The organism is Rhizobium sp. BK176 (assembly GCF_024808055.1).
Map to the genome: position 1 here is coordinate 43,608 of NZ_JANUBV010000028.1, position 22,829 is coordinate 66,436.

The following is a 22,829-nucleotide window of genomic DNA, read 5'->3' on the forward strand; positions in this document are numbered from 1 at the left end:
GAACGACAATGTCAGGCGACTCGGACAGCAGTAAATTGGACTTGCGCACCACACCCCGAAGTTATCGTCGGGGAGGTGTTTGGATTTTTGTCACGATCGTGTTGATACTGGCAGTTGTCGCTTTTGCCTGGACGAAGGTTAGAGACGCGGTGATCGAAACGCCACAGACAACGAACCATAGCGCCTCCACTCCCTCGTCGACGCAGATGAGACCGTAAACTGCAGTCCAGGGGGCGGACCTGCTCGCACAGCCTCATCGACTTGCCCGTCATTTGCCTCGGGCTACCTGGATTTGTTTCATGATACACGCTTATGCGTGCGGAAGATCCAGCCATCCGCCAAGACAAACGTCGCGGCGCGTCGCTAGGCAGTTGGGAAAGGTGCCTGCTGGAGTGGAAAGCTCGCAAGCTGCCGGCGTGTTTCGATGCTTGTCCGTTACCTGAAGCCCTCGGCAACAGGGCTTTCTTTTCCCGCATCCGATTTCGCCCGGATCGAGTTGCGCCAGACCATTTCAGCCTTGAGGGTGATGGGCTGGACGACCGCCTGGCCATCGTCCTGCGGCATCTGGCTCAGCCAATTGACCGCCCTGGAGGCGATGTCTGCGATTGGTTGAGCAAAGGTTGTCAATGCGTAAGACGACCAGGACGCTTGCTCAATATCATCGAAACCCGCCACGCAGAGGTCGTCTGGGACGGACAAACCGAATTGGTGACGAGCGACATCCATGAAGCCACAGGCAATCAGGTCGGTCGCGCAGAATACCGCATCAGGACGTTCCTTGGCGGTCAGCATGCGGCGAGCGAGGACGCTGCCGGCTTCATAGCCGGTCCAACCATGGCGCTCCACAATCACCTCCATGCCCAAAGCGCGAGCCGCCGCAACGAAGCCTCTCTCACGCGCCATCAGGCTGGGTGTCCCAGCTTCGGAGTTGGCAAAGGCGAGACTTCTGCATCCAGCCCGCACGAAGGCGGTCACAACGCGCCCGCCCGCTTCGTAGTCGTCCAGATTTATGCGCAATGGACCTTGCTGATCGTCGTCGCGATTGATGAGAACCAGCCGTTGCCCGTTGCGCAAGCAAAGCTGAGTGATGGATCTGTCCGGCAACCCGGAAAGAATGATGGAAGCATCAGCACGATACCTAAGTGCCTGCTGCAAAGCGCGGTCAACGCTGCCGTCCGAACGATCCGTGTTGATCAGCATGGCAACCTTGCCCGCATTCTGCAGGTTCAGCGTCAGCTTTCCAAGGAGAGCCGATCGGTAGGGTGTCGCAACCTCGGAAACGATCAGGCACACGATGCCGCTTTCATTGCGCATCAAGCCGCGAGCGAGATGATTGACGTGATACCCAAGTTCCTCGGCTGCGAGCATAACGCGCTCACGGGTTTTCGTCGAAACGCTCGCGCCTGGTGTGAACGTCCGGGACACTGCCGATCGGGACACGCCGGCTTTCTCCGCGACCTCCCGTGCGCTTATGGTTGTGTGTTTCACAGCGGCCCTCTCTGCCCATCTCGCGACGCCATATTGCACATGAATGCAATGACAAGATCGTGCGAATTGCACCATAAACAGTTGACACAACAGCAAGGCAGATGCAACTGTTGCACACGCTTGCAAAGCGTGCGGCGTGGAGGCGTCGGTACATTTAGGAGGATACAATGAAGTCGGTTCAAATCGCCGCGACCATTATCGCCGCGGGTATATCTCTGTCTGCCTATTCGGCGCACGCCGCAGGAAATCTCAATCTTATCTGCTCCGCCGACGTCGTCATTTGCGAAATGATGAAGGACCGGTTCGAGAAAGAAACGGATATCACGGTGAACATGGTTCGGCTGTCTTCGGGAGAGACCTATGCCAAGGTTCGCGCCGAGGCGCGTAACCCGAAGACCGACATCTGGTGGGCGGGGACCGGCGATCCGCACCTGCAGGCCGCCACCGAGGGCCTTACTCAGGAATACAAGTCGCCGGTCCTCGATCAGCTACAGGACTGGGCGAAGAAGCAGGCAGAAAGCGCCAATTATCGCACCGTTGGCGTCTATGCCGGCGCGCTTGGCTGGGGCTACAACACCGACCTCCTGAAGAAGAAGGGGTTGAAGGAGCCGAAGTGCTGGGCCGACCTGCTGGATGCCTCCTACAAGGGTGAGATTCAGATCGCCAACCCGAACTCCTCAGGCACGGCCTATACGGCGCTCGCGACCCTGGTGCAGATCATGGGAGAGGATAAGGCGTTCGATTACTTGAGCAAACTCAACGCCAATGTCTCGCAATACACCAAGTCAGGCTCGGCGCCGGTAAAGGCTGCAGCACGCGGCGAAACGACGATCGGTATCGTCTTCATGCATGACGCTGTTGCCCAGACTGTCGAGGGCTTCCCGGTCACGTCCGTTGCTCCCTGCGAAGGCACCGGCTACGAAATCGGCTCGATGTCGATCATCAAGGGTGCGAAGAACCTCGACAATGCCAAGAAGTGGTATGACTGGGCGCTGTCGGCTGACGTTCAGTCACACATGAAGGACGCCAAGTCGTTCCAGCTTCCGTCCAACAAGTCGGCAGAGGTCCCGAAGGAGTCCCCGAAATTCGAGGATATCAAGCTGATCGACTACGACTTCAAGACTTACGGCGATCCAGAGAAGCGAAAGGCGCTGCTTTCGCGATGGGACAAGGACATTGGCGCCAAGGCCAATTGATCTGATCCTTAAAGCAAGAATGGCCGGCAGTCTCGCTGCTGCTGGCTAAATTGCCTGATACTCTGGCGGAGCGATCGATGAAAAACCATAACCGCAGACTGGATATCGCTCTCGTCATTGCCCTTGCTGCCTTGATGGTACTCCCGTGGTACAGGACGGAGGGGGGCTTCTTCGGACTCGGGTGGCTATCTGATTTTCCTGGAGATCCGCCCTCGGCGCCTGGCGTCCTGCAGATCGTCTCGCATGGGCGATGGTGGCTGGCGGTCGTCGTCGTCTTTGTGGTCCTTTGCGCCGCGTCGCGCTTCATCTCCGATCACGCAAGGCGCGGTGCGCTTCTTGCCTGGGCGGGTGGGCTCGGCCTTCTGTTTCTGGCAGTGCAAGGGCTTGCGATCGGCTTTACCGGCTGGAGCTGGACGATCAGCGAGACCCTGTTCGGTGCCCTTCCGGATGGTCAGCCGTCGATGGGCGCAGGCGCCGTCGTGGTCGGTCTCACCTTCGTCATCCTTTTTTCCTTCGGGCTCGCCGAACGCGGGGTGATGAAGGGCGACGCCTTCGTGGTCAGTGCCATTGCGATGCTGGTCTTGCTCGTGACCGTGTTCGTCTTCTACCCGATTGGCAGCATGTTCGTCGGCGCGTTCCAGGACTTCGACGGTTCGTTCAACCCGACCGGCTTTCTGACGAACATACAGGACCCGTCCGTCTGGAGCCTTGGCTGCGTGTGGGGAGGCGAACGCTGCGGCGTCGCCTGGCGGACGCTCTGGCTGGCGATCTGGGCTGCGTCCGGCTCGACGACGCTCGGCCTTTGTTTTGCACTGGTAGCAACGCGCACACGCTTTCCCTTCAAGAAGGGATTGCGGCTTTTGACCATTTTGCCAATCATCACTCCGCCATTTGTCGTTGGCCTTGCTCTGACCCTGTTGTTTGGCCGCTCCGGTGTCGCAACCCAGTTTGTCTCAACGTTGCTCGATATAGAGCCCGGCCGATGGCTCTATGGCCTGACGGGGATCTGGATTGCCCAGGTCCTTTCGTTCACGCCGATCTCCTTCCTCGTTCTGATTGGTGTCGTGGAGGGCGTAAGCCCATCAATGGAAGAGGCCTCCCAGACGTTGCGCGCCGATCGCTGGCGCACGTTCTGGCGCATTTCCCTGCCGCTGATGAAGCCCGGCATCGCCAACGCCTTCCTGATCGGATTTATCGAGAGCATGGCGGATTTCGGCAATCCGTTGGTGCTCGGCGGTAGCCATGGCGTGCTGTCGACAGAAATCTTCTTCGCTGTTGTCGGCTCGCAGAACGACCCGTCGCGCGCCGCCGTGCTTGCCCTGATCCTGCTCTGCTTTACCCTGTCGGCGTTCCTGGCGCAGCGTTTCTGGCTGTCCGGCAAGAATTTCGCGACAGTTACCGGCAAGGGCGATTCGGGACAGCATATCGCGCTGCCGCGCGGGCTTTCGATTGCCGTGCATGCGATCGTCATACCCTGGATGATTTTCACAATTGTCGTCTATGCAATGATCCTCTTCGGCGGTTTTGTGCGCACCTGGGGTCTCGACAACACGCTTACGTTGGAACACTACATCCGCGCTTTCTCGATCGGCTTGCGCAATGACGGCGGCCTGGCGTGGACCGGGGTGGCCTGGAACTCGTTCTGGACAACAATGGAGATTGCCCTGATTTCTGCCCCGCTGACGGCCGCTGTCGGTCTGTTGACCGCCTACCTGATCGTCCGCCAGAAGTTTGCCGCACGCAATGTGTTCGAGTTCGCGCTGATGATGAGCTTCGCGATCCCGGGTACCGTTATCGGCATCAGTTACATCATGGCCTTCAATCTGCCCCCGCTCGAAATGACAGGGACGGCGCTGATCCTGATTGCCTGCTTTGTGTTCCGCAACATGCCGGTTGGCGTGCGTGGCGGCGTCGCGGCGATGAGCCAGCTGGACAAGAGCCTCGACGAGGCATCGCTCACACTGCGCGCAGACAGTTTCAGGACAATCCGCAAGGTCATCCTGCCGCTGCTCAGGCCCGCAATCACTGCAGCCCTCGTCTATTCATTCGTGCGCGCGATCACCTCGATCAGCGCCGTCGTTTTTCTCGTGAGTGCCGAGTACAACATGGCGACTTCCTATATTGTCGGACTCGTCGAAAACGGCGAATACGGCATTGCAATCGCCTATTCCTCGACACTGATCATCGTCATGGTCGCCATTATCACCGGCTTTCAACTTCTTGTCGGCGAGCGCCGCCTGCGGCGCGAAAACCGTGTCGCGCTTGCGGCGCCGACCGCTACCGCTGCCGCACCTCTCGGTCAGGAGAAAACCGCATGACCCCCACAAAACCTGGCTCCGTCGTCTTCGAGAATGTGCGCAAGAGCTTTGGCGCCTTCACGGCGATCCCTGATCTTTCCCTGACCATCGAACCCGGCACGTTGGTCACGCTGCTTGGACCTTCGGGCTGCGGCAAGACGACGACGCTTCGCATGCTGGCTGGTCTCGAGCACCCGTCGGCGGGACGGATCCTGATCGGCGGAAAGGACGTCACGATGTTGCCGGCAAATGAGCGTGATGTCTCTATGGTTTTCCAGTCCTATGCGCTTTTCCCGCATATGACCGCCCTCGACAACGTCGCCTATGGCCTGGAATCCTCCGGGCTGAAGCGAAAGGACGCGCGCGAAAGGGCTGAAGAAGGCCTGAAGCTTGTTGGTCTCGCCGGCATGGGACAGCGCCTGCCTGCCGAGCTTTCAGGTGGTCAGCAGCAACGCGTCGCGGTTGCACGGGCGCTGGTGCTTGAGCCACAGGTCCTGCTGCTCGACGAGCCTCTCTCGAACCTCGACGCCCGTCTTCGCCGCCGGGTCAGGACCGAGATCCGCGAGTTGCAGCAGCGGCTGGGCTTCACTGCTGTCTACGTCACGCACGATCAGGACGAGGCGCTTGCCGTTTCCGATGAGATCATCGTGATGAAGGACGGCGAGATCGCCCAGAAGGGCACGCCCCACGATCTCTATGACCAGCCGGCATCTGCGTTCATCGCCGATTTCATGGGCGAGGCCAACGTCGTGCCTTGCGATATTATCGGCATCGAGGGCGGCCATGCGACGATCAGTATTGGCGGACTGCACCATCGTGTCGCCGGTCGTAACATGCGCGAGGGACCGGCAGAGCTTGCAATTCGTCCGAGCGCCATCACACTAGCACCAAAAAATGGCGGCGCGTTCAGCGGACAGGTCACCCATGCCGCCTATCTCGGTGATCACGTGGAATATGAAGTGAAGACCAGCAAAGGCACTCTGTTCGTCGTCGATGGCTCAATGGCGAGGGCATTCGAGCCTTTGACAGAGGTTGAAATCGGCTTCAAGGATCGCGGGATTGCCATCATCGGCGGCTGATTGCTGCCTTTTATCAAGGAAGATTTTCATGACGTCGCATATTGTACCAGACCTTGAAGCGCGCCTTGCGCTGGCCGAAACGGTGGCTAACGAGGCCGGAGCGCTGGCGCTCGACTATTTCAGGCGCCGGGACACGCTTGTCATCGAGACCAAGCGCGATCTGCAGGATGTGGTCTCGGTCGCCGATCGCGACGTGGAGAACCTGATCCGGGGCCGCTTCAATGAAGCCTACCCGGCCGATGGCGTGCTCGGCGAGGAGTATGGCCTTGAAGAAGGGACGTCGGGGTTCACCTGGGTTGTCGATCCGATCGATGGAACCAGTCCTTTCGTCAACGGCATGCCGAATTGGTGCGTCTCGATCGGTCTGCTCTACGAGGGCCTGCCCGTTGTCGGCGTGATCAGCGCGCCATGCCACGACGAGATCTATGCCGCAGCACTCGGCAAGGGTGCTACGCTGAATGGAGTGAAGCTCTCACTGGACTCCTCGCGGACCATTCGCAATGCCGTGACTGGTATCGGTGCCAACAACCATGTCACGCCGAAGACGGTTGCCGGGATAGTGGAAAGCCTGTTGGAGGCTGGCGGAAACTTCATGCGCAATGGATCGGGAGCCCTGATGCTCGCCTATGTGGCAGCGGGCCGCCTTGTCGGATATTATGAGCCGTATATGCACGCGTGGGATTGCATGGCCGGGTACTGCCTGGTGAAGGAAGCAGGCGGCTGGTACCATCCGTTCCCGACCTCAGGCGAGCGGCTGACGAAGGGAGCGCCCGTGATTGCGGCTGCGCCCGGGGCAATCGACGATCTGCGCAGGATTGCTCAGGTGTGAAGCCTCGGCGTTTGAAAGATTGCAGGCCCGGCATCCCGCCGCGCCGCTCTCAAGTCTTGAGGGCGGCCATAAAATCGGCTGATGGGCTTTTCTGAAAACCTGCGTCTCATGGTGATGAGGACTGTTTCCCATTGGCTCGTGAGTCTTGCATCAAAGCCAGACGGCTCAGACCCTGACCGGTGCCACCTCGCGCGCAGAGCGTTTTGCGCCACCTGGATATGCAAAAGGGTTGGGCCTGCGGAACAATTTCAGGCACGTCTTGCCTGGGTTGCGGACCCGAAGGCATGTGCCCGAGGCTGCGCCCACGCGCAACCCGGCGATGCGCAACTTGGCTCCATCAGTCACTGGGCCAAACAATAACCCTGTCGAGTTCACGGAGGATGTCGGCCTCCAGTTCGGCACTGACCACCTCGTATTCCTCGATGATATGCGAGCTAGCATTGTCATGCCGAAAAGCCTCAAGCGCGATACATGCCTCGTCATAAGCCGCGAATAGCTCGTCAAAGTATGGCCACGAGGTAGAGCCCAACAGGACTTGCAGCCGCCTGCGTTGCTCAGGCAACCTGAGCATCAGGCGACGCAGTCCGGACTGCGCAAGCGAACGACTGCCACCGATCTCATGATCGTTGCCCATTGGCTATCCTCTGCCCCTGAAGCAGAGTAGCAATCGCCCGACGAAACGGAAGTAGTTTACGGTAGCTTCTACTATCTCAAGGCATCCGGTTCTCTAAATTAGCAATCTGGTTTATTGGAGGGTTAAGAATTTAATTGCACATCAATTCCACGTAGATAAAGTGGGCGTCATATACGCTTTGGTTGTATGCTTGTCGGAGGGGAACCGGTGAGAAATCAGGCTGTAAGTGTCCGAGAAACAACTCCTGCGCCCGATGACGTACGGGAACAACTGCGAAGGATCCTCTCAAGCCCGGATTTTATCCTTCCTGATCGTGGACGCAGGTTCCTGCAGTACGTCGTGACCGAGACGGTTGAGAAACGTGAAGGATATCTCAAAGCATTCACGATTGCGCAGGCGGTATTCGGACGAGGTAACTCGTTCGATGCTCAAAACGATCCCTGTGTCCGCATTGCGGCACGTCAATTGCGTAGCGCCCTGGAGCGCTACTACCTTACGGCGGGCGCAAAGGACCCAGTGCTAATCACGGTTCCTGCCGGTGGGTACGTTCCCGCGTTTACGTTGCGAGGCCCCGGAAGCGAGAGCGGCATCGAGCGCAAACCTGAGGTGGGAGCTCCCGCTACGAGTGCCGGAAAAGAGCAGGTCCCGGTCGACGCGCAAAAGAGTGAAGGCAGGCTGCTTCGTTGGATCATGGTCGGCGCTGCGCTGATCGTGCTTGCCGCCGTTGTCATGGCATCGCTTGCAGAATGGGAAAACCCGGCATTGAAAACGGCGGTAACGGACGGCAGCAGGCCGAGGATCGTCATCGATCGCTTCCAGAGTGTTGGCCAAGGCAATGCTGCAAATGACATCTCAGCCGGTTTGACCAGCGAGCTTTTTGTCAACCTTGCGAAGTTCAAGGACGTTGTGGTCATGTCAGGGAACGGTGCAACTGGCGTCACTGCGACTGACCCGACATACGCCCTTCAGGGAAGTGTCCGGTTGGAAGACAGCGACATGCGGTCGACTGCCCGCCTGGTCCGTCAGGCCGACGGCGTTGTTGTCTGGACTGGCGACTACAATGTCGACATCAAGGGTCGGAGCATTTTGGATATCGAGACGGGGATTGCGCGTTCCATAGCGACTGCAATTGTGGCGCCCCTTGGAGCCGGCGACCACAAGACGCCGGGTTCGTCAGGCGCTGGCAAATAAGTGCAAGCGTAGCCATCACGACGGCATAACCGTAGACTCAGGGCCACACCGGCCAGAGACCGTCTTTCCGGACCGATCCCGCTTTGCCAGGACAGATCCCACTCTTCCCGATCAAACAGGGGCGTTTACAACGCTCGTCATCGCTATCAATGAGTGCTTGGGGATCCCAGCGACGCAGAGACTGACGGTCCCTCAAGAGGCGTCCAGCAAAGCGGCGAGCCCTGCGAGCTGGAACCGCCAGAAATGGGCGACTGCTTTCCTGATGTCCTCGGCATTGTCATAGCGGCGCAGGATACCGGCGAGCGTATCGAGCGTGCGACCGAAAATCTGCTCCAGTACGAAATGCAGATGCGCATCATCCTGGCGTCCGAGGCGGGTGACGGCGCGGCTGGTCATGTCAGCGATCATCCGTGGCCGCTCATCCTCAAAAGTAGTGCCGGCGGCGCTGCTCATCAGGATGGCGGCAGCATGTCGATGCGTGGCCCAGAAGGCAAGCAGATCGCCCGCTGCCGAAGAACCGCTCGCATCGAGCGCCCGCCAATCGCTGCGGTTTTCGAACTCGCCAAGACGCGCCGAAAGCAGGCGCCGATGCTCTGCGGCGTGGTTTGCCGGCAAAACCTTGTCGAAGAGATCGGCCTTGTCCTTCACGTACTTATAGACGTTGCTGGCGCTGGTGCCAGCGCGCTCGGCGATATCGGCGATCCGGGCTGCCTCGAAACCACGTTCGGCGAAGATGGCGCCGGCGGCATCGAGAATGCTGTTGCGAAGATCGTCCTTCAGGATTTGCGGCATGCAAGCGTCCGTGAGAGCGCGGAGAGGCGAGGTAGCCACGGTGCCGCGTTTTCCAGCTGGAACGCAAGCTGAAAGAGGAGGGCGTCTTCTCCTGCCCGTGCCGCAAAATGACTCCCAACAGGCAAGCCTTCCTCAGTCCAAAAGAGCGGTACGGACATGGCAGGCCAGCCCGCCAGCGATGCGGCCGCCGTATAGGCGGCACTCCGCTCGAAATGGCGTCGGAGCACCTGAAGGGGACAATCCGGGGAGACGGTGCCAAGAGGGAAGGCGGTGAAGGGAATTGTCGGTGAAAGCAATACTTCCACATCGTCGAGTGCCACTTGCGCCATGTCGCCGGCAGCTGCGATTTCCGCAGCCGCCTCGACAAAGCGTGACGGTGGAAGCGCGCGAGCATGCTCGATGAGGGTAAGCGTATAAGGTTCGAGGCAGGCGATGGCGGCGTCTGGGGCAAGGCTGGGGGCGAGATAGTTCACCATGCCTGATGTGGTCATTGCCATGATGTCGTAGACGGCACGCGCAGCCACCCGACCGTCAAAGCGCGGTCCCTCGACCGGGACAAGGGTATGATCAAGCGAGTGACAGAGTGTGATGGTTTGCTCCAGCGCAGCCCGGGCCGCCTCATCCGGCAAGTTGCCGAAGGCGTCGAGGCCATAGAAACCGATCGACAGTTTTCGCGGCGGGTTTGCCAAGAGATCTGCCGCTTCCGGTAGGGGTTCTGCCCAGTCTTCAGTTTCAGTCACGCGAAGCCAGGTCGCGCTATCGCGCACGGAACGGCTGACGCAATGCTCGCTCAGAATGGCGGCAAGCGGCATATTCTTGGGAAGACCGGCGGAGCGCGTGCGCCAGCGGGTCGGCTTGAAGCCGAAGAGGCCACAAAGCGAGGCGGGACCGCGGATAGAGCCGCCGCCATCGGACGCGTGTGCGACAGGCACCATCCCGGAGGCGACCGCAGCGGCGGCACCACCTGAGGAACCGCCTGTCGATCGGGACAGATCCCAGGGATTGCGTGTCTTGCCTGTCACAAGCGGCTCCGTCGTTCCGACGAGGCCGAACTCCGAGGTCGTCGTCTTGCCGAAAACAACGAGACCCGCCGCGTCGAGCGCTTCGGTATAGGACGAACCGGCGGGCGCGATCTGGCCGGACATGAGGCGGGAACCCAGGCCAAGAGGCTGGCCGGGATAGGCGATCAGGTCCTTGAGCAGGGTGGGGACACCCGCGAAGGCACCGTCACCCGCGTTCGTTCGGGCGCGTTCGCGTGCGGCCTCGAAGGCCGATGCGCTGAGAGCATTGAGCGCAGGATTCAGTCGCTCGATACGAGTGATCGCTGCATCAAGCAGCTCTTCCGGCGTTACGTGCCCTGCGTGGACGAGCACTGCCTGTGCGGTGGCGTCCAATTCAACAAGAGGAAGATCGTCAATCGGACTGGCTCCGAGATCGAGCGTCATGGCGCAAACTCCAAAAAAGAATAAACCATTCTCTTTTCAATAACACGCCTGTTGTGAGCTGTCGACCAAGGGGCGAAGGGATGGCCAAGGGCCGAGCCGTGTGAGCTCGAAAGACGGTCAGGCCGCACGACGCCGTCATTCTGGATCATGACATTGGTGCGCCCAAGACAAGTCGAAGACGTGCGACCAGATAGCTGGAACCCCGAAAACCTGGAGTCTCGTGATGGTGTTGCTTGAAGAATGACATTCGGAGCCTGATGGGGGACCGACGGCCGGCATCGAAAGGTGGGGATTTCGACCGCCGACGAACGACCTCACTCCCAGATCGCTGTAAACTCGTTGTTCCGCATAACGCGAAAAGGCCGATCCAACAGGGGAACAATGGCGAACCAGCTCGACATGTTTGCTTCGATACCGGTCGCGGCTGGCGCTGAAGCGGCCAAGGAACGAGCTATCCGGAAAAGCTCGAGAATGGCGCCAGAGGAAATGGCCAAAAGCCTTGAGGCGACCGGGAACTACAAGATCCTGCGAAGACTGCTCCCCCGATCGATCGTGACAGAGCGGAGACCCGAATTTACGCGAGTCGGTGTGATCGTGGACACCGAGACCACGGGCCTCAATCACCGAAATGACGAGATCATCGAGTTTGGTGCGGTTGCCTTCACCTTCGACGACAATGGTAGGATCGGCGATGTCACCGACGTCTATGGCGGCCTGCAGGAACCGCAGACGCCGATCCCGGCTGACATCACCCGGTTGACGGGGATCACCGACGAAATGGTGGCGGGCCAACAGATCGACATCGCGGCTCTGCGCCGCATCGTCGAACCCGCAGACCTTATCATCGCCCACAATGCCGGTTTCGATCGTCCTTTCTGTGAGGCGTTCTCTCCGTTGTTCGTCAACAAGGCCTGGGCCTGCTCGGTCAAGGAGATCGATTGGAGCTCCCGTGGCTTCGAGGGAACCAAACTCGGTTACCTCATCGGGCAGGCAGGCTATTTTCATGACGGGCATCGCGCCGTCGACGATTGTTTCGCGCTGCTTGAAGTCCTGGACCACCAGCAAGGAGAGGATGACCGTCCCTTTGCCGAACTCAACCGCGCTGCCCAGCGCTCACGCGTCCGGCTCTTTGCAGAGCACAGCCCGTTTGACATGAAGGATCACCTCAAGGCGCGCGGATACAGATGGTCCGACGGTACCGACGGGCGTCCGCGGTCGTGGTGGATCGAGCTCGATGAGGACGTTCTGGATGACGAACGTCATTTCCTCCGGACAGAAATATACCGCTGGGACGATGCAGACCCACCCGTCCAGCACCTGACCGCGCTTGAGAGGTTCAGGGCATAGCGGACCGCTGACGGCGGCGCTGAAACAGAGCCGATGAAGCAAACCGTCAACGCGTTGTTAGGGCTTTGTTGACCATAATTGCGGCTTCGTCCGTCCGGCGTGTTTCTGCAGTCGGGCATGATCTCAGATGACGAGGATCGCAATGTCCGGCTATGCCAGCAACTCTCAAGCCATTGGGCGCACATCATTCAATGCGGTGGGCGTTCTATGCTATGTTGTTCGGCGCGTCAGACAGGTGGCCATCGCCTTGCTGGCGGTTTTAGGATTTGCCGTCGATGCCGCTGCGGAAGATCGTTCGTTAAAACTCTTCTTTACCCACACGGGAGAACGGGCAACGATCATCTTCAAACGCGATGGAAAGTTCGATCCAAGAGGGCTTGCCCAGGTTAACCGCTTCCTGCGTGACTGGCGAAGAAACGAGCCGGCGCGCATGGATCCCCGGCTGCTCGATCTCGTCTGGGAGGTCTATGGCAAAAGCGGAGCTCGCGACTACATTCACGTCGTCTCAGCGTATCGATCACCTACTACCAACAACATGCTGCGGTCCCGATCCAGAAGCTCAGGCGTCGCAAAGAGCAGTCAACACATGCTTGGAAAGGCGATGGATTTCTACATTCCGGGCGTGAAACTTGCCACGCTGAGGGCCTTGGCGATGCAGAAACAGGAAGGCGGTGTGGGATACTATCCCCGCTCCGGGTCTCCCTTCGTTCATCTCGATGTCGGTCGCGTCAGAGCCTGGCCCCGCATGTCGCGACAGGAATTAGCAAGCATTTTTCCGAGCGGACGAACAATGCATGTTCCTGCGGATGGCCGACCGCTACCGAACTACAACCAAGCGATTGCCGACAGCAAAAAGCGAGCTGGCTTGAGAACGATCGACATTGCCGCGACGCTGGATGAGGACGACACGGAGGAAACGGGAACGACAAGGGCCTCGGGCGCCAATCTGAAGACCGCTCTCCTTGCGGTGTCTTCCAGTCTTGCGGAGGCAGCACTTGCCCGCCAGATTGCTCAAGGCGGCAGCGATCGCAAGGAAACTGAAAAGAGCTTCGCCGATCTCTCCGCAATGGCGGTCCCAGTCCCAACGCTACGAACGCTGCCAATTAGGAACGGCCATGAGACCGATCCGATCCAAACGGCGTCGATTGGAGAGACCTCGCCAATCGGAGTAGCCGAGGCTCCGAGGGTTTTCGGTGGACCCAAGCCTGCCACTATGACCTTATCGAAAGGGGATGTCGCAGAACTTCCTTTGTCAGCGTCGCGTGAGCTCCAGGCCGGCATCGGGCGAATTTCGGCAAGGCGCCTAATGACCTGGGCGCTTCACGGACCGGGACAAATGCAAGACTTGTCATCACCTCGAATAGCCAGGCGGACGATCCTTCAGTACGGGGAATTGTAGGGCGAGAATCCCGGGGGCACAAGGAGACCTTTGTGCGATCCTCCTCAAACTACTGGACTTCGATCATCTCGAAAATGCTGGCTTTGTGATCAGGCCGATCATGGAGGTGGTCTGGGGACGCGCCATCTCGAAATGACTGCTCCCGATCGCTGGAGCTTTTTCAATTTGCTGCTCGCCAAGAAGTTGCGCTCCATGCTCTCATCGTGCATCATGCAATCAAGCTACCACACGGGAGGAAGCCGATGCGATATGCGGTGGTCTTGGGAACGGATGTATGCCTGGTTACCCGGCACTTGGCTTCGGCCGAGACAGAACAGGAGTTTTTTTCGGCGCGATTTGGTAGGCGCGCCAATGTGGTCACCATCGATGACGACATTGGCGCGACCGCTCGCCTGCATCGCCAGTTGGCTGTGCGGAACGCTCGTGGAGAAATCGATCTTTGTTGACGTGACGGCGTGACCATCCCGTCGCCGGCCTAAGGCCGGTGTAGGAAGATGTTAGGCGCTACGCTTCTTTGATTGGCGTTTGGTTCGGCGCGGTCGAGATTTAGCCCGCTTAATCTCGTGGGCGACATCAACAGAAAGCACCTGAAAGAGGAGGGCAATGCGCTGGGCTGTATCGATCGCCTCTTTATTTAGCGTCTGTCTGTGATACTCAGCGATCTTTGAAGGGTCGGTTTTACCCTGAATTGCAAGTTTTCGTTCAATCGACCGCGGTTTTGTTACAGTCAGATTGGGATCTGGAAGCTGATTGTGCAACTCGCCATACAGCCGTTCAGTTTGAGCGATGTGCTCGACTACCCAGTGAACGCTTGGAAGCTGAGGTTCACTCCCGGCAGTTGTTGCTGGTTTCTTGGAGCTGCCAGCGAGTTTTCGCGGGTTGAAGGAGAGACTATACCCTGAGCTTTGTGTGGCTTTATTGCTCATGCCGCGCCTGAAAAGCCTATCAACTAAGCCCGTTGCCGCCCCTCTCCGATCGTGCCCCTTGACCCTCCTACAGTGCCCAAAACTTACTTATTTCTGGTAACTGGGGCTCTGACAAGCTCCTGACCGAGCGGCATCATCTACGCGCGATGTGCAGGATCAGACGCTATGCCTCGTTTCTCCAGGTCCCGATTACGTGCTGACAAGCAAGAGGACATAGGCAACGACGGTCACCATCAGGCCCCGGAAGGCGAAAGTGACACATCGGTATTTTACACGCGCAATGGTGGAGAGAAGGGTGATGCCTTCCCCGCCGCGCGTAACCGAAGAGTTGACGAAATCGCCGAGCATGCCGCCACCACCACCGCGGATGAATGCTTCCGTCCAGAACTGCGGGCTCCCCATCGGATTCGGATCTCGACCGGCAATGAGCGACTGAGCCTGCATCGTGGCAGCGCCGGCATCGTCATCGTGAGGATGAGCTGCGTCGTTCGGTAAGCCCGGTTCGACATGCTGCCTTGCGTAAGGGCGCTGATTTTGCGAGGTGCTTGAGGACGGAAAGCTTCGCCACGCCTCTCACGAGGGGCTACGGGAGGTGCAGGACAATGCGGCGGTGTAACGGTTGGAGTGAGATCTCGCGTGCCAGATATAAGCGGCGTCGTGTGCCGCGCTAATGGAAGCTTCCTGCGAAAACGACGCCCAGTGAGATAAAGATCATTGCCCCAACGAGCACGGTAAGCTTGCTGATTGCGCCGGGGACGTGGACCCCTGCCGCATCGACCTTACATGCGAGATAGAGGGGGAATGCGACGAAGAAGATCGAGATCCACTTCGGGCGCATCATCGTCGCATCGACAGCCAGCATGATAACGAAGACCAGAAACATGCTGACGACAAGCATCCGGCCGATCACCCGCGTCCATTCGCTGCTCGCAGCGAAAATGGTGCGGAGATGCCCGCGATAGACAACGGCGAGAATAGCGATCGTCAATGCGCAGCATTTGACAATTGATTCCACCAGCTCCAAGGCGGCGATGAGCTGCAGAGGCATCCCGTGGCTCGATGCTGCCCGCATCTTTGTCACCGTGTCACCGGTTGCTGCATCGAGATGGGTTACCGCCCAATAAACATGCGGGCCAACAACAGCGAGACCAACCGCAATGGTCACGGCCAGCCGCCAGTTGAGAACCAGTCGGCGCAGGCTGGGTTCAAGCAGGAGCGCAACCACTGTCGCCACGGGGATTATCGCAAAGTTGTACTTTGCCAGAAATCCCAGGCCGGCCGCCGCGCCGAGAAGCGCGTAGTTGCCAGCCGACGGGCGCTCGGCCACCAGCGTCAGCACGTAGAGGAACAGCGCAACGACAGCGAAGGCGCCGACGGTGTGAGTCAGATCCCGCTGCGACAGCAGAAAGACCGCCGGCAGGCTCAGGAAGCCGAGAATGGAGATCCAGGCAGCGTCACGTTCTCCCACCACTTTGCGAGCAGCCAAGCCAAGAAACAGGCAGCTCATCAGCAACGTCGCATTCTTCACGAATGCCAGCGTAACGACTGACGCGCCGAAGACCTTGGCGAAACAGTAGAACACCCAGTTGTAGAGAGGCGGCTGGTCGCCATAACCGAATTGCAACGCATGCGAGAGTGCGACTTGTTCCGCCTCGTCGGAGGCGAGATCGCCGCCGCGCAGCAGCCGAAGGACGAAGCTCGCGGTGAAATAGGTTGCCAGCAGAAGGACGGGAAGGATTGTGCTTATACTGGTGGCACGCCGAACGGGAAGGTATGAACCATCAACAGTCTCAGTCAACTTCTGCCCCCGTATGCGCTCGGTCTAACCCGGTTTAGGGCGAAACATGCAACTACCCTAATGGAGAGTATAGCGGTTCACCTGCAATTTCATGGTTCGCCAGCATCGTTCAGAAGCTGAGTGTTGCCGCAGGGCAACGCTTTCGCACGCGACAGCAGCCCCTGCGCTGGTACCGCAGGAAGAGCTGGACGCCGGCGCCAAACAAAAAGGTCGGCACCTCCCTCGGGGTGAACTCTCGATGCCTGCTGGATCTTGGAAACTATCACTCTTTCCACCACGACTTATCGACGGCGGAAATCGCCGGCACGAGAATTTCCTCTTTCGTGGTGATGGGCGGGGAACCCCGCCGCGGCTTGGTGGGCCGAGTCGGGTGAGGGCGGTCAAGTGTTCGTGATAGCCCTCGCATCGGTTCTCCGACGCGGCATCTCTACACGTAAGATCACTGTGTCGAGGAAGCGAGATGAGCAGGCTACGGGGCAGTGCTAGCAGCAGGAACGCTGATCGATCTGGCCGTGGCGTTTAGTTGATCGGCAAATCAACCCAACGGTAGTGGAACTCAGCCTGCCTGAGACCCCAGCTTCGTTCGTAAGGCAAGGAAACGGTGCTGACCGGCGAAGCGGAGCCTCTTTCACCCATCAGCGTGACCCATCGATCGAGCTCAGGCCTTTCCTTCTGCTTTATTTCGTTGTCCGTCCACACGACCAAGATCGATCTGAGGGTGCTCCGCTCATATACCGGCGTAAGGTTGGGAAAATTGAGCGACAGAACCGGTGTGGTGGGGAACTGAAGGCGAAGATTACCAGCTGCAAGCCATTCGTCGGTTACAATGAGGTCGGGCATGCGTGTACCCGACATGGTCACAGACTGAGCAAATTCTGCATACGGGATTCCGGTAGCATCGGGGCGCTTGAACCATTGAGGAAAACCTGAACGCACAAGCAGGCTCGCCGGCACGAGGATCATTACGGCTAGGACAACCGGCATAAGCCTTTTGACCAGCGGTTCAACAACGACGCCAGCCGCCTCCAACTTCAGACAGAGGTAAAGCGGAGCGACGACATAGAGAGGCAGGAGCCATCTGTCGCGCATTCCATTCGTGCCAAAGAAGGCTATCACGAGAAGCGTGGCCGATACGGCGATTAGGTAGCGTCCCAGGAACCGGGACTCGCTACTCGATGCATTCCAGACGCGAACCACATCCTTGTTAACGATGAGACCAAACGTCAGGAGTGTCGGAAGCAACAGCAGCACTGCGGTGGACACTACATCCAGCATGCCCTTGCCCGCCATCACCAGTTGGATCTCTTCGCTTACTCCGAGTAGCCCGAGATTTCTGTCCACTGCGATATCGCGGTGACTTATCATCCAAACCGCGTGCGGGAGAAAGATCGCAGCGGCGATCAAAATACACAGAACAAAACGTCGATCAAAAAGCCGCGCTCGTCCAGATGGATCGCCGAGCGCGGCCACCATTACCCCAACGACGATAAGCGCGAAATTATACTTGCTCAACATCCCAAGGCCAGTGGCCAATCCGAGCGCTACATAGGATTGGGCTGTCGGACGCCTCATCGTTATGGACGCCGAGTAAAAAAACGCGCACACCACCGCAAGCTCGCAAACGGTGTGGGTCAAGTTGCGTTGGGATTCCCACGAAAACTGAGGGATCGTGAAGAGTAGAAGTGTCGCCAGCGCAATTGATGCACTCGACCGAAGCAAAATCCTAGAAAGTGCGACAAAGGCGAGAAAAACAGCGAAAAGACTCAGGCTCTTGGTGAATGCCAGGGTCGCCAGCGAAAGGCCGAATACACCTATGAATGCCTGCTGAACCCAGTTATACAGCGGTGGTTGATTGTCGTATCCGATCGCCAGCCACTGCGAGAACAAAGCCTGCTGCGACTCGTCATATCGCAGGCCGTGAGGCAGCAGAAGTCTGACGAAGACGTGAATGAGAAGGTAGCATCCAAGAAAGGTCAGAAGAGCTCTCGGTTGCAGTGTTATTTGGCTGACAAATGCCTGATAGCGGTCCCGCAACAACGGCGACTCTTCCGCCTTAGAGTAGGACACTATGCCTCTCCATTCTGCTAAATTCAGCCATGCCTGATGATTGCCTCTGCCTTTCGGCTGGCATCGAACTCCATTTCGATCCAATCGGAGTCTGCCGCCTAGAGTTTACACGAAACTACAATAGCGGCACATCTCGTCAACACAATATGTTGGATTTTCGAGGAGGTATGGCAATTGAGTTTCAATTCACTCGACGTCGGCTCGCGAACCGCAATGACCCCCAATGCAGAGAAGGTGCGTACTACAGCACCTTTGCCGTATGCGCGTCCTCACTGCAGCCTGGGCAGCCCGCAAGTTCCCGGATGTCCGCATCCATATCGCGTCCGGCAATAAGACCGTACGAACCATTCAATCATGAATGTCGCCTTGATTGGCCTGCCACGATCAACGTCCGTGGGGCGTGAATTCCACTAGCAGAGACTTGAGCTCAACGTCCCTAACCCTGCGTGCTGCTTCGTCCGGGGAGACCCAAGCCAGGATGCGCTCGCCACGCTCCTTGAATCTGTCGTGTTTCTTTTTGACTTCGATCTGAAAAATATCAACGATGCAGGGCACGACCTCGCCGTCGCCTAGAAGCTTCAGGTATGTGTATCTGCCGACCGGTTTCTTTCTAACCTTACCTCGAACTCCTGCTTCTTCCCTACCTTCGATGGCTGCAGCCTCATGAGTGCCTTCCCCTCTATCGGCCATCCCTTCGGAATGATCCAGCGCCCACTGTCGCGCGTTGTGACGATCAGAATTTCAATCGTTGTTCTGTCATCCTTGTAACGGAAGCACAACGCAGCGCATTGCTGGCGAAACTTGCCCGCAAAGAGTTTCTCGGGCTGGGCCGCTAGGCGTTGCAGGAGCGACTTGGGTCTCGCATTTCGCGTCGTTGCCGATTTCTTCTTGGACGTCATGAATTCCGGGAGGGCAGGGGAGCATGAACAGGAAATTTTGTTCAAACGAGACGAGAGTCCTGGTTATTGGTATACGGTCCGAAAGACTACTCACAACTGCGACGGCCCCATCGTACGCTAGCGTACTGGTTGATCGAGCGCAAATCCCAACCCCCTTCGAGTATGGCACCTTCCATGGCCTCAAGGTAGGAGTGGGCTCTCGGCATTCCAAGGACAACCAGCATGGCCGCTGACTTCGACGAGGCTCAACACAATGCCGAAGCGCTGGACCTAATGCCGCCAACGATGATCATTTTATTCTCGGTTTGATTGAAGGTGACCATCGTGCGTGCAATGGCCTAGCGCTGCAGACTGGCGGCACGCCAACAGCGAGCCCCAGTGGCGGTTTCCCCGCCTTACTCGTCACTCGAGCCAAATCCGTTGGGCGGGAACGAGCTTAATGAACGACTGTTATCACGGGAATTCCAGCCTCTTCAGCCGCACGGATCAGGGCCGCCGACGTATGGCCGGCAAGTGGGAGCGAAGATCTATTAGCGTGGGTACGCATATCTTCTCTCAGGTCCCTCGCGGATGGAATGGGAACATTCCATCCCTCCCGTTGAACAGCTGCGATATTCTATTACCTTCAGGGAACTGGCGTAGCCGCGAAACCTGCGAGTGTCCGATCACAGGTCATCAAAACCCGCGAGCGTTGAAAGCTTCACTCGCCATCGCCCGAGACTCGCGGCGGTTCCTGAACTTCGCACCATCTCCAAATTGTCCGGGAGGGTATCCGCTCGCTTCGATCCCATGAATTTTGGCTTCGAAGCCGAATACAGCACCGACGTGCCGCGTTGCCTGAAACGGAGCGGTAAACCAAGAACACGCCCTGACCGATGAGATTGAACGGCGCCCGCCTATGAGGGCGCCGGCAGGAATCAGAAGGAGCGCTGCAGACGGAAGAAACCCTTGGTCACCTCGTCAGCATCATCGGGATCAGTGTAATCGGCTGTTGCCTTGGCATAGAGGTTGTCAGCGATCTGATAGTCTACAGTAATGCCGACCGTCCATGCGTCGCCGAGGCCGTCGAACGAGTCGCCACTGAAGCTACCGAGATCAGGCACGTAATTGCCGAAGTACTGAGCCTCCGGGGTGATGGTCCACTTCTCGTTGGCCTTGTAAGCGTATTCGGCTGCAACGGTCCATTCTGACTGGGAATAGTAGGAGTTCGGACCAGATGCGTAAATCGCTGCCAGTCCAAGTGTCCCGGGGCCGATATCAGCAAAGAGCATTCCGCGCACTGCACCGTCTTCGTTGTCGGTGTCGTAGCTGCCGATGACCTGGTAGCTGATTGCTCCGGCCTTGCCGCCAATGCCGAGGCCGACGCCGAAATTATTCGGGTTCTCACCGGGCTTGTAATACCCGTCTTCCAGCTCGTCGACGGTGACGCCAGCGTAGAAGTCGCCGTTCTCATACTGGTAGCGGATGGAGTTGTGCAGGGTTTCAAAGCTCGAGAGGACGTCTGGTTCGCCAGAAAGGTCGTCATCCCACCAGCTGTAGAACAGACCGGCGCGGAAGCCGGCGACGTCGATGTAGGCCGAGTCCAGGATGGAGGTCGTCTCGGGATTGTCACCGTTGTTTCGTATAACGATTAGACCAGTGAGCGGACCATATTCGGTGTCGCTCTTGGCAGTGAACTGCACATGAGCGCGCGTGCGAGCGTTCCAGTCCGAGGTGCCTTTCTCATCCGGGCCCGCATAGACCTCGAAACGAAGGTAACCGCTGACTTTGAGGCATGTTTCGGTGCCTGGGATATAGAAATAGCCTGTGCCATATGCATCGCAAACGCGGACATATTCAACCGGCTCGGGTTCAGCTGCAACGATTGCATCAGCAGCAAAGACCGGCGTAGACGCGGCAGCAAATACCGCGGCGGAGGTCAACAAAGCCATCCGAAGTGTCATTGGAAATCCATTCCCTTTCGATGGAACCGCCACCTGGGGGCTAGGGCTGTTCCGATAGATCACCTTTCGGCTGGCGAGTCAGCTAGCCGCAGAGCCAGCGTTTCATTCTTGTCTGAGTCGATCAATCTCGAAGTGACGGGTTGCTGTCGACAAACGGCCTTTTGGTCATGGGACGTTGCGCTTCGGTAACAACACGCATCACGGGTTGAAAGCACCAAGCGTCATCATTGCCGGTAGAATCCCCCCGTCCGAATTCGACCCCTACCGAAAGGGGCGGAGGAGGATGCTCGAGCGTCAACATTATTGCATCAACTGGTGTCAGCGTTCGTACCAGTATGAAATCAATTCACGGCGACCAAAGAGCCGATTCCTGCTGTACGAAGCCCACTCCTTGCATGCGGGATCCGGAATACTACTCCCCGGACAGACGTTCGCGGCAGACTATGTTGACAACCTCCTGCAGGCTCCTGACCCGCTCCGTCAACCAAGCAAGTTCCTCTTGGGTGATCTCGTATTGGGAGGAATACCTGGCTTCGACGTAGGCGCGAGACAGCAATTCAAAGCATCGACGCGAAAACCGCCTGTCACGAGGCCATGCCGCAATCAGGCGCGGGTCCACTCCTTCGGCGCGAGAGCGCAGCACCTTGATGCGATGCGACTTCGGGCTATAGAGGGTGAGGGTCAACAGAGCGCAGTGATAGGCACGTTCAGTGGCTTGATGCAGCATGAAAGCGCCATCACGCCAAATGTCCCTTCCAAGCATCAGCTCGGCACCGATCAGCGCTTCTTCTGACAGCTTGAACCACTGCTCGAAATAGCCTTTTGCTTCCTGGCGCTGTTCTTCCGGCGTCAATGGCTTCGGTTTTGCTAGCGGATGGCCGGGCACTTCGTAGAGGACGATGCCGTCCCTGGCGATATCGACGAAGAAGGGTCGGCCGCGGCCGAGCTGGTCGTTGACGTCGGCCAGGGTATGGACGATCGGAACAACCGGTGTCTCGATGCGGCGAGCGATCTGTTCTTCCAGCAGCCTGTTGTCGACCCCCTCCCAGAGCGCGTCTTCTTCGGCAAAGGACCTGTCGTTGACAACGACCATGAGGTCGTAGTCGGAGCGATAGCCGCTCAGGCGGTCCTCAACCCAGTCGCCGCGCGCAAAGGAGCCGTAGAGCACCACCTTGAGGATCTTGCCGGCTCTCTTCTTGTCGGACAGCTTGGTGGACTGGAACGCTTGAACTTCCGAGAATAGAATTTCCAGCACGCGCGCCAGCTCACGCCGCTTCCTTTCCGGCAAATGCTTGATGTGGTCGGTCAGTGTCAAAGCAGCGTCAAAGCCTTCGGTGTGAATCGCATCCATCGTAGCGGTTCCATGGTGATTTCGCACTTATACCTTTTACGCGAATGCTGTCCTCGATACAATCAATAGCAGCAGCATGGAGCGACGCAGCTAGCGGTCGTATTCGTCATCCTCGCGGCGGCCCCTCTCGCGATCTGGCTCGGTCGGG

The 22,829-nt window shown here is 58.3% G+C and carries 18 protein-coding genes and 1 pseudogene; 8 read left to right on the plus strand and 11 right to left on the minus strand.

What is annotated here, in order from left to right; genetic code table 11:
* Positions 1-435: 435 nt before the first annotated feature.
* Positions 436-1,440, minus strand: coding sequence for a LacI family DNA-binding transcriptional regulator (locus FHT76_RS36860; protein ID WP_259186545.1), 1,005 nt, complete (start codon positions 1,438-1,440; stop codon positions 436-438).
* Between the two features lie 215 nt (positions 1,441-1,655).
* On the opposite strand from FHT76_RS36860, the gene FHT76_RS36865 reads away from it, so the two are divergent.
* The 4 genes from FHT76_RS36865 to FHT76_RS36880 all read left to right on the plus strand — a co-directional run bounded on the left by FHT76_RS36865 (position 1,656) and on the right by FHT76_RS36880 (position 6,889).
* Positions 1,656-2,684, plus strand: coding sequence for an ABC transporter substrate-binding protein (locus tag FHT76_RS36865; RefSeq protein ID WP_259186547.1), 1,029 nt, complete (start codon positions 1,656-1,658; stop codon positions 2,682-2,684).
* Positions 2,685-2,761: 77 nt separating this feature from the next.
* Positions 2,762-5,002 (plus strand): iron ABC transporter permease, encoded by a 2,241-nt coding sequence (locus FHT76_RS36870; RefSeq protein ID WP_259186548.1) that lies wholly within the window; start codon positions 2,762-2,764, stop codon positions 5,000-5,002.
* On the plus strand, positions 4,999-6,060 hold the full coding sequence (locus tag FHT76_RS36875) for an ABC transporter ATP-binding protein (RefSeq protein ID WP_183864638.1): 1,062 nt from the start codon (positions 4,999-5,001) through the stop codon (positions 6,058-6,060). Before FHT76_RS36870 ends, FHT76_RS36875 begins: the two co-directional genes overlap by 4 nt.
* A gap of 28 nt (positions 6,061-6,088) precedes the next feature.
* The gene (locus FHT76_RS36880; RefSeq protein ID WP_183757955.1) at positions 6,089-6,889 is read left to right on the plus strand and encodes an inositol monophosphatase family protein; all 801 of its coding nucleotides are present in this window, start codon (positions 6,089-6,091) and stop codon (positions 6,887-6,889) included.
* Positions 6,890-7,226: 337 nt separating this feature from the next.
* Here FHT76_RS36880 and FHT76_RS36885 read toward each other — a convergent pair whose 3' ends face one another.
* Positions 7,227-7,523: a nodulation protein gene (locus tag FHT76_RS36885; protein ID WP_183757953.1), complete on the minus strand. Its 297-nt coding sequence runs from the start codon at positions 7,521-7,523 to the stop codon at positions 7,227-7,229.
* A 339-nt stretch (positions 7,524-7,862) separates the two neighbouring features.
* Between FHT76_RS36885 and FHT76_RS36890 the strand changes: the two genes are divergently transcribed.
* Complete coding sequence (locus tag FHT76_RS36890) at positions 7,863-8,714, plus strand: hypothetical protein (RefSeq protein ID WP_259186549.1); 852 nt, start codon at positions 7,863-7,865, stop codon at positions 8,712-8,714.
* A gap of 192 nt (positions 8,715-8,906) precedes the next feature.
* On the opposite strand, the gene FHT76_RS36895 is transcribed toward FHT76_RS36890, so the two are convergent.
* Both FHT76_RS36895 and FHT76_RS36900 read right to left on the minus strand, forming a co-directional pair.
* Positions 8,907-9,506, minus strand: a complete 600-nt coding sequence (locus tag FHT76_RS36895; protein ID WP_183757949.1) for a TetR/AcrR family transcriptional regulator — start codon at positions 9,504-9,506, stop codon at positions 8,907-8,909.
* A complete protein-coding gene (locus FHT76_RS36900; RefSeq protein ID WP_259186551.1) occupies positions 9,491-10,951 on the minus strand; it encodes an amidase in 1,461 nt (486 codons plus the stop codon). The genes FHT76_RS36895 and FHT76_RS36900 overlap by 16 nt, the downstream gene beginning before the upstream one ends.
* A 381-nt stretch (positions 10,952-11,332) precedes the next feature.
* Between FHT76_RS36900 and FHT76_RS36905 the strand changes: the two genes are divergently transcribed.
* The gene (locus tag FHT76_RS36905) at positions 11,333-12,298 is read left to right on the plus strand and encodes a 3'-5' exonuclease (protein ID WP_259186553.1); all 966 of its coding nucleotides are present in this window, start codon (positions 11,333-11,335) and stop codon (positions 12,296-12,298) included.
* Positions 12,299-12,425: 127 nt separating this feature from the next.
* Positions 12,426-13,697 (plus strand): DUF882 domain-containing protein, encoded by a 1,272-nt coding sequence (locus FHT76_RS36910; protein WP_259186554.1) that lies wholly within the window; start codon positions 12,426-12,428, stop codon positions 13,695-13,697.
* Between the two features lie 497 nt (positions 13,698-14,194).
* Here the strand turns inward: FHT76_RS36910 and FHT76_RS36915 are convergent, their stop codons facing one another.
* The 5 genes from FHT76_RS36915 to FHT76_RS41535 form a co-directional block, all read right to left on the minus strand.
* Positions 14,195-14,623, minus strand: coding sequence for a hypothetical protein (locus FHT76_RS36915; RefSeq protein WP_183757943.1), 429 nt, complete (start codon positions 14,621-14,623; stop codon positions 14,195-14,197).
* Between the two features lie 189 nt (positions 14,624-14,812).
* Positions 14,813-15,067, minus strand: a complete 255-nt coding sequence (locus FHT76_RS36920) for a hypothetical protein (protein ID WP_246712779.1) — start codon at positions 15,065-15,067, stop codon at positions 14,813-14,815.
* Between the two features lie 223 nt (positions 15,068-15,290).
* The gene (locus FHT76_RS36925; protein ID WP_259186556.1) at positions 15,291-16,421 is read right to left on the minus strand and encodes a glycosyltransferase family 39 protein; all 1,131 of its coding nucleotides are present in this window, start codon (positions 16,419-16,421) and stop codon (positions 15,291-15,293) included.
* A gap of 519 nt (positions 16,422-16,940) precedes the next feature.
* The gene (locus tag FHT76_RS36930; protein WP_183757939.1) at positions 16,941-18,488 is read right to left on the minus strand and encodes a glycosyltransferase family 39 protein; all 1,548 of its coding nucleotides are present in this window, start codon (positions 18,486-18,488) and stop codon (positions 16,941-16,943) included.
* Between the two features lie 384 nt (positions 18,489-18,872).
* A complete protein-coding gene (locus FHT76_RS41535) occupies positions 18,873-19,178 on the minus strand; it encodes a hypothetical protein (RefSeq protein WP_348649644.1) in 306 nt (101 codons plus the stop codon).
* A gap of 666 nt (positions 19,179-19,844) precedes the next feature.
* Between FHT76_RS41535 and FHT76_RS36940 the strand changes: the two are divergent.
* Positions 19,845-20,029: pseudogene (locus FHT76_RS36940) on the plus strand (alpha-ketoglutarate-dependent dioxygenase AlkB); the annotation flags it as partial.
* Between the two features lie 275 nt (positions 20,030-20,304).
* On the opposite strand, the gene FHT76_RS36945 reads toward FHT76_RS36940, so the two are convergent.
* Positions 20,305-21,330: a porin gene (locus FHT76_RS36945; RefSeq protein ID WP_183864632.1), complete on the minus strand. Its 1,026-nt coding sequence runs from the start codon at positions 21,328-21,330 to the stop codon at positions 20,305-20,307.
* A gap of 412 nt (positions 21,331-21,742) precedes the next feature.
* On the minus strand, positions 21,743-22,681 hold the full coding sequence (locus FHT76_RS36950; protein WP_183864631.1) for a HEPN domain-containing protein: 939 nt from the start codon (positions 22,679-22,681) through the stop codon (positions 21,743-21,745).
* Between the last annotated feature and the right edge of the window lie 148 nt (positions 22,682-22,829).